Here is a 15,807-nt window from a genome sequence, read left to right on the forward strand (position 1 = left end):
ATAAGTGACGAGAACCCCGGAAGGCTCCCGTCACTTTAACTGTGCTTACTTCAATTTAATCGAGTACTTTGCGAAACCATCCTGAGTAGGTGCGATATATTTAATCCCGCTTCCTTCTGTAATGAAATTCTTCGCTTTTTCCGCTGAGATGAAAACTGTATTCGGTGTGCCGTCAATCGGCACGAATGTCCAGTTATTGTCTGCCGTAGGATCGATAGTTTTCTGTTCGATTAAATAATCCATGATCGCTTCACGGTTTTCATACGCATACTCTATTGTTTCCGAAGCATTGCGCACACCCGGGAAGTTACCGTTTGAACGGTAATTATTCGTTACAAGCACAAATTTCTGATCCGGGTCCACCGGATTCCCTTCATATTTAAAATTGACAATACGTGAGGCTTCTTCATTTAAAGTTTTACCGCTTGGATCATACTTTGCAGGCTTTGTTACATCCACTTCATATGTCACACCGTCAATAACATCGAAATTATATGAACGGTAATCATCATTGACTAATACCTGTTCCTTACTTGAAGCCGGATCAATTTGATTAAACTGGCCTGCTGACATTTCCAGCCACTCTTTCACATCTGCCCCCGTCATGACCAGCGCGACGATTGTGTTGTCGTGTACATACAGATCCGCCACGTTCTTGATAGCGATTTCTCCTTTAGGAATATCTGTATAATAGTTGGAGCCATTGCGTCCGCCCGCTTTAAATGGAGCCCCTACAGACAACAATGGAAGCTTCTCGAATTCCGTTCCTTTCAGTTCGTTCTTTACATACCACGTCTGTGCCTGTGTCAACACTTCCACAGAAGGGTCATCCTGAACTTGTGCAAAATAGCTTGTAATATGGGATTTCGTTTCACCGACCGGACTGCGCACATACTCGATCGTTCCTTCGTGCGCTTCCTTCACCGCATCGATCACACGTTGATCCACCTTATCCGACTCCTTGTCGATTTCCCGCAAGAAGCCCTTACCGCCGGCCACTTTCCAATCATCTCCTGCCTTTTCAAGCTGCAAATCAATGATTCCCAGATGGCTGCCGAACTTGCCGGGCATGACGACAGGAGTGCCGTTAATCTTACCTTGTTCCAAATCAACATTCTTTAACTGCGCATAGTCTTTACCAGGGAACAAACCGTGGTCATGCCCTGTCAAAATAGCATCGACGCCATCGATTTCCGACAGCTGATACGTGACATTTTCCTCTCCCGGTGTGTATGTCTCATCACCTATTCCTGAGTGAGAAATAACTACTACAATGTCCGCGCCTTCTTTCTTCACTTTGGGCAGGAATTTATTCACTGAAACAACAGGGTCTTCCGCAATCACTTTTCCTCCGAGATGCGATTTATCCCAGCCCATAATACCTGGTGTTACTACACCGATCACACCGATTTTCAAGTCATGTGACTGTCCCTGAGCATCTTTTACTTTGCGATCAAGCATCACATAAGGCTCGAATTTATTTTCCTTTGTTTCTGCATCCAGCACCGTTGCATTGATGACCGGCATTTCTGCACCGTCAATCACACGCTGCAAATATTCGAGGCCGTAATTGAATTCGTGATTCCCTAAAGACATGGCATCATATTTTAATATATTGAACGCCGCGAACGCAGGATGCATTTCCCCGTCTTTTAGCGGATCAACGTTTACTTTATACGCTCCAAGCGGTGTTCCTTGAATCAAGTCTCCGTTATCAAGCAGGACGTTATTCGGGTTTTCTTTCCGCGCTTCCTCAATCAGCAGCGCCGTTTTAGCCAGCCCGTATTCCTGCATCGGAGCATCTTGATAATAATCGTAATTCACAAAATTTGTATGAATATCAGAAGTCCCCATAATTCGTAAGTCTACCGTGTCATCCGACGGTGTGCCTGGATGCTGGCTCTGTACTTCGAGCACACGGTCGATAATTTTCTTTACTTGTCCTTTAATAATAACTTTTTGAGGTTTCGCGGTACCGTCTTGATAACCACGGAAAATATTTAACCCTACACTCTTTGCGAGTTCTTGCGATTCATTTGTTTTAAATGCTTTTTTATCCTTAAACTTGTCCAACAAACTGACTGGATAAGACTCGTCTGAATCTACTGCTCTTGATGCAATCAAAAATGCATGTTCACGAGTGAGTTTTTGATTCGGTTTAAACGTAGTGGCTGTTGTGCCTTTTACCAGTCCATGTTTTTGAGCAGCTTCTACAAACGATGCAAGACTTTTGTCCACATCCGTAAACGCATGACTTGTCCCGTCACCCAGCTCATAATCCAGTGCTTCAACAATGGCTTTTGTAAACTCTCCCCGCGTCACTTCCTGTGGATTGGATGCGCTTACATTTTGTCCGAAAGATAATCCTGATAAAGCCAATAGCATGATGACAAGCCACATTCCCGTCCTTCTCAACAACGACATGAAATCCTCTCCCTATTCAAGAATTTTCTGATACTATTAGTGTAACATAGTTAAAGAGAGACGGAATCGATATGTGTAATTTTAAAAAAACAGCCATTTAGTAGCGGCTGTTTACCGTTCATTTATCCATCGAAAGAATTAGCTTACCCCTCGCATGCCGGGTCTGCGTTTTTTTCAGCGCTTCAAAGCCTTCCATGAATGGATAAACTTCTTCTATTACCACTTCCATGGAACCATCTGCGATATCGCTTACCATTTTGTCCAATTGACGCTTAATATCCAGCTGATGTGAAACAATTTGCGCTGATATTTGGCGTTCCCCATTGACCTGATCACCCGAAATACTGATGATCATCCCGCCGTTCTTTACTGTATTCATACTGTCTGCAGCAGTGTTCGGCTGAACCGCAATTGCCGCATTCACTCCGCCTGCCACCCAATTCCCAACATCTTTCTGCCAGTCTGCATCATGATAATCGACTGTATAGTCCGCCCCAAGCGTCTTCATGTATTCATGATTTTTCGTTGAAGCTGAAGCAGCGACATGCAGGCCTTTTTGTTTGGCAAGCTGAATCAAGAACGTCCCGATTGCACCTGACGCACCTGCAATGAACAATGAATCGCCAGAATCCAGTTCCAATGATTCAATTGCTTTCAACGCCGTGTTACCTGCCACTGGAATAGCCGCCGCCTGTTCAAAGCTCATATCCTCAGGAATCCTGAAACTAAGTGAATCTTTATGAACCACCGCATATTCTGCCCAGGTTCCACCCTTTTGCTGCATCATGCTAACAAACGCAATGCGGTCTCCGGGGCTGTAAATTGCTACATCCGAACCAACTTTCCGGACTATTCCTGACGCTTCAATTCCGATTGGATAAGGATAGGAAATGTCACTGGGAAGAAAATATTCATCATGAATTCCGACACCGACAGCACGTATTTCGATCAGCATCTCTTCCTCATTGAATTCAGGAACAGGTACTTCTGTCAGCATGATATCATTCGGTTTGGCACTCTGTTTCACAATTGCTTTCATTACAATCCCTCCACCCTTCATTTTGCATCAGTTTATCATCTATTATCTTACGTTCCCAACCGGCGGCTTAATCCTCAAAATATTGCTAATAAAGGATGTTTATTATTATGAATACAGGGAATAGGACACTGTACTTTCAAAATGGGAGGCGCACGAATATTGGGAGCTCAACTACAGAAACCATCAACTATACAGTGCATGACAGAATACGATACGTTACGCCGGGTTATTCTATGCCCGCCAAAATTCATGGCAATTGATGAAGCGATAAATGAAGTTCAAAAACAATATGAAGATGAGAATATTAATAAAGAACGTGCAATGAAACAGCATGGAGAGTTCGAGAAATTATTAAAGGAAAACGATGTAGATGTCATTACTCTTCCTGCATCTGAAGAATTCCCAGAACAAGTTTTCACCCGGGATATTGGCTTTACAATCGGAAACGAAGTGTTTGTCGCAGATTTGGCGGCTGACATCCGCAAGGGAGAAGAAGCACCGCTTAAGGAATGGCTTTCTGAGGAGGAAATCCCCTACCAGTCTGCTACCGACCGGATGGAAGGCGGCGACGTGATCGTGGATCAAAATACCATTTACGTTGGGATCAGCAGCCGCACATCTGCGAAAGCAGTCCGAATGCTTGAAAAAAAGCTTCCTGAGTACACAGTCAAACGGATTCCTTTCGACGGACGCTATTTACACTTGGATTGTGTGTTCAATATCCTTTCATCTGAGAAGGCACTGGTTTTCCCTCCTGCATTTGATCAGGAAACACTGGACGAACTGGCGGCTTCATTCGAATTAATTGAAGTTGAAGCAGACGAACAATTCTCACTCGGGACAAACGTTCTATCGATCGGCGACGGAAAAGTATTCAGCCTGCCGCAAAATGAAAAAGTAAACAGTGCTCTGCGTGCAAATGGTTTTGAAGTCATCGAAATCGACTTTTCTGAAATCATTAAATCCGGCGGCTCATTCAGATGCTGCTCAATGCCTGTGGAGCGCGGATAACACAAAAGACTGTCAGCAAGCTCGTTTCCAGAGCTGCAGACAGTCTTTTAATATGGTGTATTTTTACGCAGGATCTGACGGAAAGGTGCGGTGAAAGCATAGTTTGGTTCGTTCAATACATGGTTTGGTGCGTATCAGCGGGTTAAATGCGCGGTCGCCGCAGTCTTTGGCTCGCTTGTGAAGCTTTTTGGTGCGGTGGGCCGCTTGTTTGGAGCGCCGCGCGGTGGGCCGAGATCTAAAAAGCTGTCCTGAATTTTTAGGACAGCTTTTTCATTTACAGTAATTCTATATACTGCTCATACTCATCACCAGTTTCGGGAATTTCCAGCTGAATGGATTCAGGTATGACTAGGTGAATCGTCATCATGCCGGACGTCATGCCGGTTGTCACGCCGGCACTGGAACTACTGCTTTTATTGTGGGGGTGATTGAATTGATTCAGCATATTAGAATCGTGATACACCGTGTATTGAATATGATTCTGCGGCTGCCGTGGCACACGCATCGAGTGATCATCCCACACAGGCAGCTCGATTTTCAGCTGATCTGATAAATCATAGAGCCCCCCATAAGACGTATCATATCCGGCAAACAGCTCGGGTTTATAGACCGTTTCCTCGATTGTATTGCTCTCTTCCGATGTCCGCTCAATCAGAATATAGGCACCCTCGTAGAACTTAGGAATTGAGAATTCTCCTTTCACTTCATGCGTTCTTTTTGCTTCGACAAGCCTTTCAGGTATTGCAGATCTCTGCTCAATCGCATATCTCAAATCAAATCCCATGGCACTTTCCGGTGCTTTAGGAGGCGGCTGCCGATCATATTTCTTTTCCATAATCTCTGCCGCTATCACCACGACGAACAGCAGCACAATATAGCCAATAATCAACTTGCGGTGAAAACTCTTTTTCATTCGCATCTTCCCCATGTTCTTTATGACAAGCCAGATAATGACGACTGCAAGTATAATAAGAACAGGCATAACAACTGTAAAAATAATCATGGATTACGCACCTCCAGCCGATTTGTCACCCAGAAGCTGATGCCGAATAACGCCGCGGCGGCGACCAACACTTTTATCGTAAACAATAGAATAGAAGTTTCTCCATAGAAAAAGTGCAATAAACCGCCGTCATCTGCGCTCAGCATAAAAAATGAGAACTGGGTAAATGCCATCCAGATCAGTGCAAACAGCATAATGAACAGTCTGCTGAGCTGAATGAATATGCCAATTGTATAACCGACCAGCATGAGCAGCAGTGTATAGGCGGTCATAACGAAAATTTGAGCGAAAAAATCTCCGGGTGCAGAAAATAAGCCTGCTGTTTCAATTACTCCCTTGCTGACAACGAGCGTAATAATTTTCATGACTGATCCAAGCATAACGGTTGTGACACCGCCAAGCAGCGCCGCTGTGCAGAAGAAATAAAAATTTGCGAGCTGGTAAGTTAGACGGTTCGTCACAAAGGCAAAGGATTCATTTCGCTGGGCAGCAGATGTCAGCAGGAATCCCACAATCAGCGCCCAAAACATTGTCAATCCAATTTGTCCATCATTTGATACGGTCGTGTAAGTGAAAGAAAACGGGTCATCCCAGCTTTCATAGCCAGATGTGGAAGCACCGCCCATAAAAACGGTCGCAATAATCTGTAGCACAATTAGCATCGTAAAAATCGGTGCATTGGCATTTATCTTGAATAAAAACTGGCGTTTCGCTATTTCATGCACGCTCCATTGCGTCGAAAACATCATCTACCCCTCCTCTCGTCTGACCTGTCATTGCTAAATAAGCATCACTTGCTGATACTGCAGCTATACGGATACCCGCCTGTTTCAGCTCCTGCAGTTCTTCGGCTGTATGTTCATTATCAACAATCCACTCTGCCAGCGGGCCGGTAGTTGAACGGTGAATGACTGCATATCGGTTTGCATGAGCCTCCAAGACTTTCAACTTCCCCTGCAATGAAACAAACTTCTCCTGCAGTTCCGTAACAGGTCCATGGAAGCCAATACCTTTTCCATCAATCAGCAGGATGTCTTCGAGCAGGTCTTCCATTTCTTCCATATGGTGACTTGATAATAAAATTGTCCGCGGATGTGCAATATAGTCCTTCAATAATGCACGGTAGAAATCCCTGCGTGCCGCCGCATCCATTCCCGTAATTGGTTCATCGAACATGGTCAGCGGACAGCGTGCAGAAATTCCTACCACCGCATAGAATGTGCTGCGCTTTCCTTTAGAGAGTACCCGGTGTTTCAGCATCAGCGGCAGCGAAAAGTATTCGAGCAGCCGTCTCGCAAGTTCTCCATCCCAATTGGCGTAGAAACGTTCACATTCTACTAAAATTTCTTCCAATGAAAGTGCATCGGGAAAGTTCATCATGTCATCAATGAAAATGGAATTGGCGGATACCGACAGACTGTTGAAAGGACGTTCACCAAACACCCGCAACTCACCTTCCGATTCCTTCGTGTACCCGGAAATCATCTTCATCAAAGTCGTCTTTCCTGCTCCATTTCGTCCGACCACGCCTGTAATGACGTTTTCTCGGATTGCCAGATTGACTTGATCCAATATCGTCAGTTTCCTATATGTCTTCGTTACATTTTGCATAGTGATTGCAGGCATCATGATCTCTCCTTTCGCTCAGTCTGAATAAACTCGAACAGTGCCTCATCTTCTATGCCTAATAGTCTGGCTTCATCTAACAGTTCGTGAATTAAGCGGCGCAATGTCCTGTCTTTACGTTTTGCCAGCAGTTTCTCCCGTGCATCAGCAGCCACGAACGTACCGAGTCCCCTCTTTTTATAAATCAGTTCCGCGTCCAGCAAAATTGTCAGCCCCTTCCCGGCAGTTGCCGGATTAATATTGAATAGCTCCGCCAGCTGATATTGCGAGTGCATTTTGTCATGTGCTTTCAGTGTTCCGTCAATGATTTCTTTCTCCAGCCATTCTGCAATCTGTATATAAATCGGTTTTTCGCCGTCCATCTCCAGCAAGAGCCTCACCGCCTTCTTGGTTACTCAGTGCATTACTGTTGTAATGTACTATACTTTATTTTGGTTACATTTGCAATATTAAAAACAAAAAGATGCCCGGCAACTGCCGTGCATCACTGAATACATCCTTAACTGAGACAAAGTATTTACTAGTGTAAGATCATGTAAACTATTCTATTTTGATGAATAAAATTTGTACTTTCTGCGCATCCTATCTAGTAACTTTACCTATTAGGAGTGGAAATTATGGATACTGCAAAAGGTTTGCCAATTGAGCGCAATCGCTTGTTAAATGCGAGTTTCCTATTGCTCTGCTTATGTTTATTAGATGCAGTTTTCACTGATTACGGACTGCGCTTTGGTCATATCCAAGAAGCGAATCTGCTCGTTTCATTCATGTATGAGAAAAGTATCGTGCTGTACTATACAGTAAAACTCGGATTGCCGCTTCTGCTGCTTTATATCGTCACTGTCGGTAAAACGGGTGTCTTCCTGCGCATTGGACTAACGAGCGCATTGTTCCTATATGTCACTGTGATCTGCTTACATATTTTCTGGCTGATTGCAGTGGCGATCTAATATTACTAGCAAAAGAGCAGTTGAGGATAGTACTTCCTCGACTGCTCTTTTCGTTTATTTACGGAATATTGCATATAGCAAAGCCAGACGCCCTGACGTTCCTATTCATCCAGAATATACATAGGGAATAGGAGGTGAGTTAATTGGAAGGTAAAAGCAATAAAGAGAATCTTACCGGATTGTCCAGTCAGCTAATGGAGATTTTTATCGCAGATTTATTCAAGAAAAATCAGATTGATAAGGAGGAAGCAAAAACTCGGATTTCGGCAGAGCAGCGGGAAAACTTGAAACAGACAGTCGAACAACTTAAAACACAAGTTGAGGATTTTCTGCAGACCAAAACAACGTATGAGGCAGGAACTTCTCAGGAGGAATCAGCAACGTCTAACGCCAACCCGCTCAGAGAGGCTTTTATGAAGAAATCAAAGAAGAAAGAGAACAGCGAGATGACGGATGAAAATAAAAAGGACAACTGATAGTCATTTTATTCAGTTCAACTAATTTGCCGTGCATCTACTAGAAAGAGAGAGGAGGTAGAAAACTATGAGTTGCTATTCACATGAGCAAGAGCGATGGTCTGCACTGGACCCGTCGTCCCAACATTCATGTTATCCAGGTTCTTACAATAACAACACAGGTGCTGACGCAGAAGTATCTTCGGAAATCGACCAGCTGTCCAACGAGCTGATCGTCATCCGGGATTCCTGCGGCATCACCGTCAGTACGACCGACACGCAAGTAGCCGTATCTTTGCAGGCAGCACTCCAGGTTGCCATTGCGATTGTTGTCAACATTTCCATCGCTGACGGCACACGTGCAGAAAGAGTCACAGCAGAACTATTGGAAAGATCTCAAATCCGTCAGACAAACCGCCAACGATTGATTATCGTCAATTGTCGCGACGTTGAGGTAACTACTGTAGATACAGACGTAGCTATTTCATTACAATTATTACTTCAGATCCTACTTGCGCTTGTTGTTCAACTAGATATTCTGTAAGAGAAATAGGCTATCCTTGCGATAGCCTATCTTCTTATTTCTAGTATATTCATTTCCTCTTAATATGTGCTTATTTCTCTGAGCATAATTAAAACTGCGCAACTGACAGAATCTTTCAGCATTCTAGCGCCTTCTATTCGAGTCTATTGTATAATAGCGGATAAAGAGTCTACATAAGAAAGAAGGAATTTCATTGGAATCTACACCTGAATTGCGAACGCTTTCGATTGGCATGCCACGCAGTATGCAGACGGCTGGAGGAAAAGAGTATGTGAGTGCGATTTGTAAAGACACTTCTGCAGAAGCATTTCTTTCTGTGGACGGGTTCACTGGGGACGGGATTGCGGACACGAAGCACCACGGCGGACCTGACCGGGCAGTATGCATCTATCCTGCCGAACACTATCCCCTATGGGAAAAAGAATTTTCCTGTACATTGCCGTCATCCACTTTTGGAGAAAACTTGACGGTTTCCGGAATGCTGGAGAAGGATGTTTGTATCGGCGATGTCTTTCAAGTAGGAGAAGCCGTCATCCAAATCACACAGGGCCGGATCCCCTGCAGCACGATCAATATGCGGACAGGCCTGCCTGATCTCATGAAGAAACTCATTGATACTGGCTTCACCGGCTATTTATGCCGTGTGCTGAATGAAGGCAAAGTGCGTGCTGATTCACCAATCACGCTTCTTGAACGAGATCCGAATGCTGTCTCGATTCTCTACGCAAATGAAGTCTATTTTAAACAGCCGCGAGACCTGGATGGATTGAAACGGATTGCGGCAGTCGATGCACTGGCTGCAGACTGGCAGGAAAAGCTTGCGAAACGGATAGATAAACTTCAGAAAGTCTAATAGAAAAGGGTGATGGCAGAATGAATCGTTACTATAAAGAATATGGCAATACTGAAGGAGAAATCCTGTTGTTTATTCACGGCGGCGGTGTTGATGCATGGATGTGGGAGCAGCAAATTCCGAATTTCAACGAGTATCACGTCTTGGTGCCTACGCTTCAAGGTCATGGCGCACGCAGCGGAGACAGTCGATTTTCTATCCATGAAAATGCTGCAGAACTACTGGAACTGCTTGCACAGAAAGAGCAGGGCAAACCCGTCCATATCGTAGGATTCTCCATTGGTGCACAAATCTGTCTTGAAATGATCCGTCTATCGCCCAACCTCATTCATTCTGCCATGATCAATAGTGCCTTAGCGAAGCCGATGAATTATGCGGTTCCTTTCATCAAACCGATGATTAGTCTTACTTACCCTCTCATACAAAACCGGCAGTTTGCCAGGCTGCAGGCACGTCAGCTCTATGTGGACGGCGAGTATTTTGAACAATACTATACAGCAACTAAGAAAATGAATAGCCGGATATTGACAGAAATGCTGCAGGAAAACCTCTCCTTTTCACTGCCTGTCAACCTGGAAAGCAGTACCACACGCCTTCTTGCGTCTGTCGGCACAAAAGAAACACGACAGGTGAAAGACTCTGCGCTGCGCCTTGCTCAGCTTTCTAACTGTCAATCTATTTTAATCTCAGATATGGGACACGGCTTCCCCGTCGCGCAGCCTGACATGTTCAACCGAATGCTGTCCCAGTGGATTCAAGATAATATTCATGCCTCAAATAAGCTGCTTTATTAATTCACGGTTCTTCTCTTTAAACAACTCGTTATGCGAAGAAACCATTCCGTTTTCATTGGCTTCGGGGTCTATATAGGTTTTTGCGCAGTTCACCGCATTGGCAGCGTCCTGGAATGCACCTGCGATTAGGTGAACTTTACTTTCATGACTCAGTACGTCACCTGCCGCAAACATGCCGTCAACTGATGTCGCACTTTTGCAGGTACCCGCGATTTGCTGATACTCGTTCAATTCAATGCCGAGCTGCTGATCCCCGATCAATGAAGTATCCCGCTCATAGCCGTGATTAATAATGACTTCGTCTACAGAGACCACTATATGAGAACCGTCATCATTGTGCTGAAGCTCCACTTTCTCAATTTTACTGTGATCTTCCGAAGCAATGAAACGAGAAATATTCGTATTGAAATGACATTCCACACCGCTCTCCAGCAGCTGCCTCACTTGTGCTTCGTGCCCATTCAAATTATCTTTGCGATAGGTTAAAACAACCTTCTTCGCAATCGGCTGCAGTTCATTGGCCCAGTCGATTGCAGCATTTCCTCCGCCTGAAATCAGGACGGTCTTTCCTTTGAAACGGCCTAATGACTTCACTGTATAATTTAAGTTGGTCACTTCAAAGCGCTCTGCCCCTTCGACCTCGATTTTTTGTGGATTCAAAATTCCTGTGCCTGTCGCCAAAATAATAGTTTTACTGTAATGAACGGTTCCTGAAGCAGCCTGTAGAATAAAATAGCCTTCTTCTGACTTTTTAATCTGAGTGATTTTCTCATTCAGTACAACCTCCGGATTAAATGTAAGCCCCTGTGTTACCAGCCGCTCAATTACCTGTGCACCGGGTGCCGGTGTAACGCCTCCAATATCCCAGATCATTTTTTCCGGATAGACATGAATTTTCCCGCCAAGCTGCGGCTGGTATTCAATGATTTTAGCTTTCATTTCCCGCAAACCACTGTAAAAAGCAGAGTATAGCCCGGCAGGTCCACCGCCAATGATTGTAATGTCTAAGATATCTTTTCTATCCACAGTAATTTCCCCTTTAAAAAGTATTTGACAATGACAGCGTTTCGAATTATAGTTTTTATTGTACTGAAAATGAGAATCATTATCAACGTTTATCTTGCGGGAAAGGTTGGAATGCAGTAAATGGTGCGCTTATATACAGAAGATTTACAAATTTCCTATGATGACCGGATTATTGTCAAAGGGCTTTCCGTTCAAATACCGGATCAGCAAGTTACCGCAATTATTGGTGCAAATGGCTGCGGCAAGTCCACCTTTCTAAAAGCGGTCACGCGGCTGATCCCCCATCAATCCGGAAAAGTTGTACTTGACGGCGGAGATATCGCGAAACAGCATACCAAAAAGCTGGCACGTAAAATGGCGATTCTCCCGCAAACTCAGGAAGCTGCCAGCGGTTTGACAGTTGGTGAATTGGTATCTTACGGACGATTTCCTTACCAGAACGCGATGGGACGGCTGACGGCACACGATATCGAAGTCATTGACTGGGCGCTTGATGTAACGAACACAAGCGGTTTCAAATACCGCGAAGTTGATGCTTTGTCTGGCGGTCAGCGTCAGCGTGTATGGATTGCGATGGCGTTAGCACAAGAAACAGATATTATCTTTCTGGACGAACCGACGACCTATCTGGATATGGCACATCAGTTGGAAGTACTGGAACTTCTGCAAAAGTTGAACAAAGAACAGCAGCGCACGATTGTGATGGTGCTGCATGACTTAAACCAGGCAGCCCGTTTTGCCGATTTCATTATTGCCATGAAAGACGGAGAAATTGTTCGTGCAGGTGAATGTGCGGATGTCATCCAGCCAGATATTTTGCGTGAAGTGTTCCGGATTGACGCGGAAATCGGGACAGATCCAAGAACTGGAAAACCATTATGTATTACATATGATCTATATAAAGGGGACAGTGAATGATGAAAAAGTTTATACTGCCGGCACTCTTGCTGATGGCATTAGTTTTAGGAGCATGTGGTAATAAGCAGGAAGACAAGTCGAATGAAGCAGCACCAAAAGAGGACGAAGGTAAAAGCGGTACGATCACATATGAATCTGAAGAAGGCCCGGTGGAAGTACCCGCCGATCCTAAACGCGTGGTCGTGCTCGCTAGTTTTGCGGGTAACGTACTTTCACTCGGCGTCGATCTGGTCGGCGTTGATTCTTGGTCGAAATCGAATCCTCGCTTTGATTCTGAATTGCAGGATGTTGAAGAAGTATCTGAAGAAAACATCGAGAAAATCATCGAACTTGATCCTGATTTAATTATTGGCTTCAACACTACTAAAAATATCGATAAATTCAAAGAAATTGCGCCGACGGTAACTTATACATACGGCAATTTTGATTATCTGACACAGCATATTGAAATTGGAAAGCTGTTGAACAAAGAAGAAGAAGCAACGAAATGGGTAGAAGATTTTAAACAGCGTGCACAAGATGCAGGTAATGAGATTAAAGAGAAAATCGGTGAAGATTCCACCGTTTCTGTTGTCGAAAAGTTTGATAAAGAACTGTATGTATACGGCGATAGCTGGGGCCGCGGCACAGAAATTCTTTATCAGGAAATGAAACTTGCGATGCCTGAGAAAGTAAAGGAAGCGGCAATGGAACCAGGCTATTATGCGCTGTCCGCTGAAGTACTTCCTGAATTTGCGGGAGATTACATGATTTTGAGTATGTTTGATGCTGCGGATAATTCCTTCATGGAAACCGAAACATATAAAAACATTCCGGCTGTGAAGAATGATCGTGTATTTGTGGCCAATGGAGACGAATTCTATTTCAATGACCCGCTGACACTGGACTATCAGCTTGATTTCTTTAAAGAGCACTTTTTAGGCACGAAATAATAATCGAACAAGGATCCCCCTCCCCTTCGGAAGTGAGGATCCTTTTCTTATGAACCAAAAAGGCAAGGAGCGGAGCAAATGAAAGAACAGCGAATAAAAACAATCCCTTTCAGCATCAAACTACTTGCCAGTATGCTGCTTTTATTGATGATATTCACGCTTGCTATGAAGCTTGGTGCTGCTCACACTTCGTGGCGGGATGTCCGGCTTTCTTTCACAGGCAGCAAAGAATCAGCCGCGCTGATTTTAAAGGAAATCCGTATGCCGCGGGAGATCGGTGCACTGTTTGTCGGTGCGGCATTAGCAGTTTCAGGGGCTATCATGCAGGGGATGACACGGAATCCGCTGGCAGATCCGGGGTTACTCGGGCTGACGGCAGGAGCCAATGCGGCTCTTGCAATCACTCTCGCATTAATGCCCGGCGTTAATTATTTCGGAATTATGATTGCTTGCTTTATTGGATCAGCTGCCGGCGCTCTTCTCGTTTTTGGCATCGCTTCTGCCAAACGTGGAGGATTTGCGCCAATTCGTTTGGTTTTGGCAGGTGCAGCCATCTCCACTTTCCTATTTGCAATAGCAGAAGGAGTCGGCCTATATTTTAAAATCTCTAAAAAAGTTTCTATGTGGACTGCAGGCGGAGTCATCGGCACGACATGGGGCCAGCTGCAAGTAATTGTCCCTGTTATTCTGGCAGGTATTTTCATTGCGATTCTGCTGTCCCGCCAGCTGACTTTACTGAGTCTAAATGAAGAAGTCGCAATTGGGCTTGGACAAAACACACTTAAGGTGAAGGTTATTCTTTTCATTATCATTATTTTATTAGCAGGGTCCGCTGTGGCATTAGTGGGCAATCTGGCGTTTGTGGGATTAATGATTCCGCATATTGTGAGGGCCATTGTCGGTACAGATTATCGTTTCATCATTCCCGTTTCAGCTGTCATTGGCGGAAGCTTCATGCTGCTTGCGGATATACTCGGCAGGACATTGCAGGCACCATTTGAAACGCCGGTTGCCGCTTTGATCGCTGTCATCGGACTGCCATTCTTCTTGGTGATTGTCCGTAAAGGAGGCCGTGCATTCTCATGATTCTTCCCCATATACGAAAAAAACAACGTCTCCTGGTCGGCGGTTTTACTGTTTTGATACTACTGCTTAGCGCTGTTGCGATGGGACTCGGCTATGCATCCATCGAGTGGAACCGAATCATCCCTGTGTTTCTCGGACAAGGAACGTTCAAAGAAGAATACGTCCTGTTTTCCATCAGGCTTCCACGAATTATTATTACGCTTCTAGCGGGTGCCGCTCTGGCTCTGTCCGGTGCTATTTTACAGGGGATTACACGAAATGATCTGGCCGATCCCGGAATTATCGGAATCAATTCAGGGGCCGGAGTGGCAATCGCACTCTTTTTCCTGTTCTTCCCGATTGAAGCCGGATGGTTCTCGCTGTTACTGCCGCTAGTAGGATTTGCAGGAGCACTGGTGACATCCATTCTTATTTATCTGTTTGCGTACAGCCGAAAAACTGGTTTGCAGCCTATGCGGCTTGTACTTGTCGGGATCGGGTTTTCTATGGCACTTTCAGGTATCATGGTCGTCATCATTTCTTCAGCAGAACGTGAAAAGGTTGATTTCATTTCCAGATGGATTGCGGGGAATATTTGGGGCACTGACTGGCCGTTTATTTGGGCTCTACTGCCGTGGCTGCTCCTATTGATACCGTTTGCTTTGTATAAAGCGTATCGATTGGATCTGTTAGGGCTGAATGAATCGCTGGCTACAGGGGTCGGTGTTTCGGTAGAACGTGAGCGTCTGGTTTTGCTGCTGACTGCAGTTGCGTTGGCTGCTTCGGCCGTGTCGGTTACAGGTGGCATTGCGTTTGTCGGTTTGATGGCGCCGCATATTGCCAAGTCTCTTATTGGACCGCGTCACCGAATGAATTTACCGATTGCCATTCTGATCGGAAGCTTCCTGTTGCTGCTTGCTGATACAATCGGGCGTAATATTTTAGAGCCCAACGGTATTCCCGCAGGCATCATCGTCTCACTAATCGGTGCTCCTTATTTTTGTTACTTGTTGTTGAAGAAGTAGAATTCTGACCGAATTAAAAGTCAAGTCCTTGTTTATGTGTAAAAGATAATACAATGGTTTTCAAGTTAAAAATTATTACAAAATATTCCATTATAGATACATGTGAATGCCTAGGATCTATCTGAAGACTGTGGCGTGACCT

The 15,807-nt window shown here is 44.7% G+C and carries 17 protein-coding genes; 10 read left to right on the forward strand and 7 right to left on the reverse strand.

What is annotated here, in order from left to right:
• Nucleotides 1–45 precede the first annotated feature (45 nt).
• Complete coding sequence (locus Q1J64_RS11165; RefSeq protein ID WP_301109142.1) at nt 46–2,424, reverse strand: bifunctional 2',3'-cyclic-nucleotide 2'-phosphodiesterase/3'-nucleotidase; 2,379 nt, start codon at nt 2,422–2,424, stop codon at nt 46–48.
• A 118-nt stretch (nt 2,425–2,542) separates the two neighbouring features.
• Nucleotides 2,543–3,463, reverse strand: a complete 921-nt coding sequence (locus tag Q1J64_RS11170) for an NADP-dependent oxidoreductase (protein ID WP_301109143.1) — start codon at nt 3,461–3,463, stop codon at nt 2,543–2,545.
• Nucleotides 3,464–3,604: 141 nt separating this feature from the next.
• On the opposite strand from Q1J64_RS11170, the gene Q1J64_RS11175 reads away from it, so the two are divergent.
• On the forward strand, nt 3,605–4,474 hold the full coding sequence (locus tag Q1J64_RS11175; RefSeq protein ID WP_301109144.1) for a dimethylarginine dimethylaminohydrolase family protein: 870 nt from the start codon (nt 3,605–3,607) through the stop codon (nt 4,472–4,474).
• Nucleotides 4,475–4,748: 274 nt separating this feature from the next.
• Here the strand turns inward: Q1J64_RS11175 and Q1J64_RS11180 are convergent, their stop codons facing one another.
• Genes Q1J64_RS11180 through Q1J64_RS11195 form a run of 4 tightly spaced genes read right to left on the reverse strand, consistent with a single transcriptional unit; the run spans nt 4,749 to nt 7,465 of the window.
• A complete protein-coding gene (locus Q1J64_RS11180; protein WP_301109145.1) occupies nt 4,749–5,477 on the reverse strand; it encodes a hypothetical protein in 729 nt (242 codons plus the stop codon).
• Nucleotides 5,474–6,223, reverse strand: coding sequence for a hypothetical protein (locus Q1J64_RS11185; protein WP_301109146.1), 750 nt, complete (start codon nt 6,221–6,223; stop codon nt 5,474–5,476). The genes Q1J64_RS11180 and Q1J64_RS11185 overlap by 4 nt, the downstream gene beginning before the upstream one ends.
• Nucleotides 6,195–7,103, reverse strand: a complete 909-nt coding sequence (locus tag Q1J64_RS11190) for an ATP-binding cassette domain-containing protein (RefSeq protein WP_367183460.1) — start codon at nt 7,101–7,103, stop codon at nt 6,195–6,197. The genes Q1J64_RS11185 and Q1J64_RS11190 overlap by 29 nt, the downstream gene beginning before the upstream one ends.
• On the reverse strand, nt 7,103–7,465 hold the full coding sequence (locus Q1J64_RS11195) for a GntR family transcriptional regulator (RefSeq protein ID WP_301109159.1): 363 nt from the start codon (nt 7,463–7,465) through the stop codon (nt 7,103–7,105). Before Q1J64_RS11195 ends, Q1J64_RS11190 begins: the two co-directional genes overlap by 1 nt.
• A gap of 255 nt (nt 7,466–7,720) precedes the next feature.
• On the opposite strand from Q1J64_RS11195, the gene Q1J64_RS11200 reads away from it, so the two are divergent.
• The 5 genes from Q1J64_RS11200 (at nt 7,721) to Q1J64_RS11220 (ending at nt 10,699) form a co-directional block, all read left to right on the forward strand.
• The gene (locus tag Q1J64_RS11200) at nt 7,721–8,053 is read left to right on the forward strand and encodes a DUF5658 family protein (RefSeq protein WP_301109148.1); all 333 of its coding nucleotides are present in this window, start codon (nt 7,721–7,723) and stop codon (nt 8,051–8,053) included.
• A gap of 143 nt (nt 8,054–8,196) precedes the next feature.
• Nucleotides 8,197–8,529 (forward strand): hypothetical protein, encoded by a 333-nt coding sequence (locus Q1J64_RS11205; RefSeq protein WP_301109149.1) that lies wholly within the window; start codon nt 8,197–8,199, stop codon nt 8,527–8,529.
• A 67-nt stretch (nt 8,530–8,596) separates the two neighbouring features.
• The gene (locus tag Q1J64_RS11210) at nt 8,597–9,052 is read left to right on the forward strand and encodes a spore coat protein (RefSeq protein WP_301109150.1); all 456 of its coding nucleotides are present in this window, start codon (nt 8,597–8,599) and stop codon (nt 9,050–9,052) included.
• A gap of 232 nt (nt 9,053–9,284) precedes the next feature.
• Nucleotides 9,285–9,905 carry an MOSC domain-containing protein gene (locus tag Q1J64_RS11215; RefSeq protein ID WP_301109160.1) on the forward strand — a complete coding sequence of 207 codons (621 nt, stop codon included), beginning with the start codon at nt 9,285–9,287 and terminating at the stop codon, nt 9,903–9,905.
• Nucleotides 9,906–9,925: 20 nt separating this feature from the next.
• The gene (locus tag Q1J64_RS11220; protein WP_301109151.1) at nt 9,926–10,699 is read left to right on the forward strand and encodes an alpha/beta fold hydrolase; all 774 of its coding nucleotides are present in this window, start codon (nt 9,926–9,928) and stop codon (nt 10,697–10,699) included.
• On the opposite strand, the gene Q1J64_RS11225 is transcribed toward Q1J64_RS11220, so the two are convergent.
• The gene (locus Q1J64_RS11225; protein WP_301109152.1) at nt 10,679–11,725 is read right to left on the reverse strand and encodes an NAD(P)/FAD-dependent oxidoreductase; all 1,047 of its coding nucleotides are present in this window, start codon (nt 11,723–11,725) and stop codon (nt 10,679–10,681) included. The genes Q1J64_RS11220 and Q1J64_RS11225 overlap by 21 nt on opposite strands.
• A gap of 120 nt (nt 11,726–11,845) precedes the next feature.
• Between Q1J64_RS11225 and Q1J64_RS11230 the strand changes: the two genes are divergently transcribed.
• From Q1J64_RS11230 to Q1J64_RS11245, 4 genes are all read left to right on the forward strand, one after another.
• Nucleotides 11,846–12,643: an ABC transporter ATP-binding protein gene (locus Q1J64_RS11230; RefSeq protein WP_301109153.1), complete on the forward strand. Its 798-nt coding sequence runs from the start codon at nt 11,846–11,848 to the stop codon at nt 12,641–12,643.
• Nucleotides 12,643–13,575: an iron-hydroxamate ABC transporter substrate-binding protein gene (locus tag Q1J64_RS11235; protein WP_301109154.1), complete on the forward strand. Its 933-nt coding sequence runs from the start codon at nt 12,643–12,645 to the stop codon at nt 13,573–13,575. The genes Q1J64_RS11230 and Q1J64_RS11235 overlap by 1 nt, the downstream gene beginning before the upstream one ends.
• A 78-nt stretch (nt 13,576–13,653) precedes the next feature.
• On the forward strand, nt 13,654–14,661 hold the full coding sequence (locus tag Q1J64_RS11240) for a FecCD family ABC transporter permease (protein WP_301109155.1): 1,008 nt from the start codon (nt 13,654–13,656) through the stop codon (nt 14,659–14,661).
• Complete coding sequence (locus tag Q1J64_RS11245) at nt 14,658–15,665, forward strand: FecCD family ABC transporter permease (RefSeq protein ID WP_301109156.1); 1,008 nt, start codon at nt 14,658–14,660, stop codon at nt 15,663–15,665. Before Q1J64_RS11240 ends, Q1J64_RS11245 begins: the two co-directional genes overlap by 4 nt.
• Nucleotides 15,666–15,807: the final 142 nt, after the last annotated feature.

This window comes from Sporosarcina sp. (genome assembly GCF_029257255.1).
In the GTDB taxonomy this organism is placed as follows: domain Bacteria; phylum Bacillota; class Bacilli; order Bacillales_A; family Planococcaceae; genus Sporosarcina.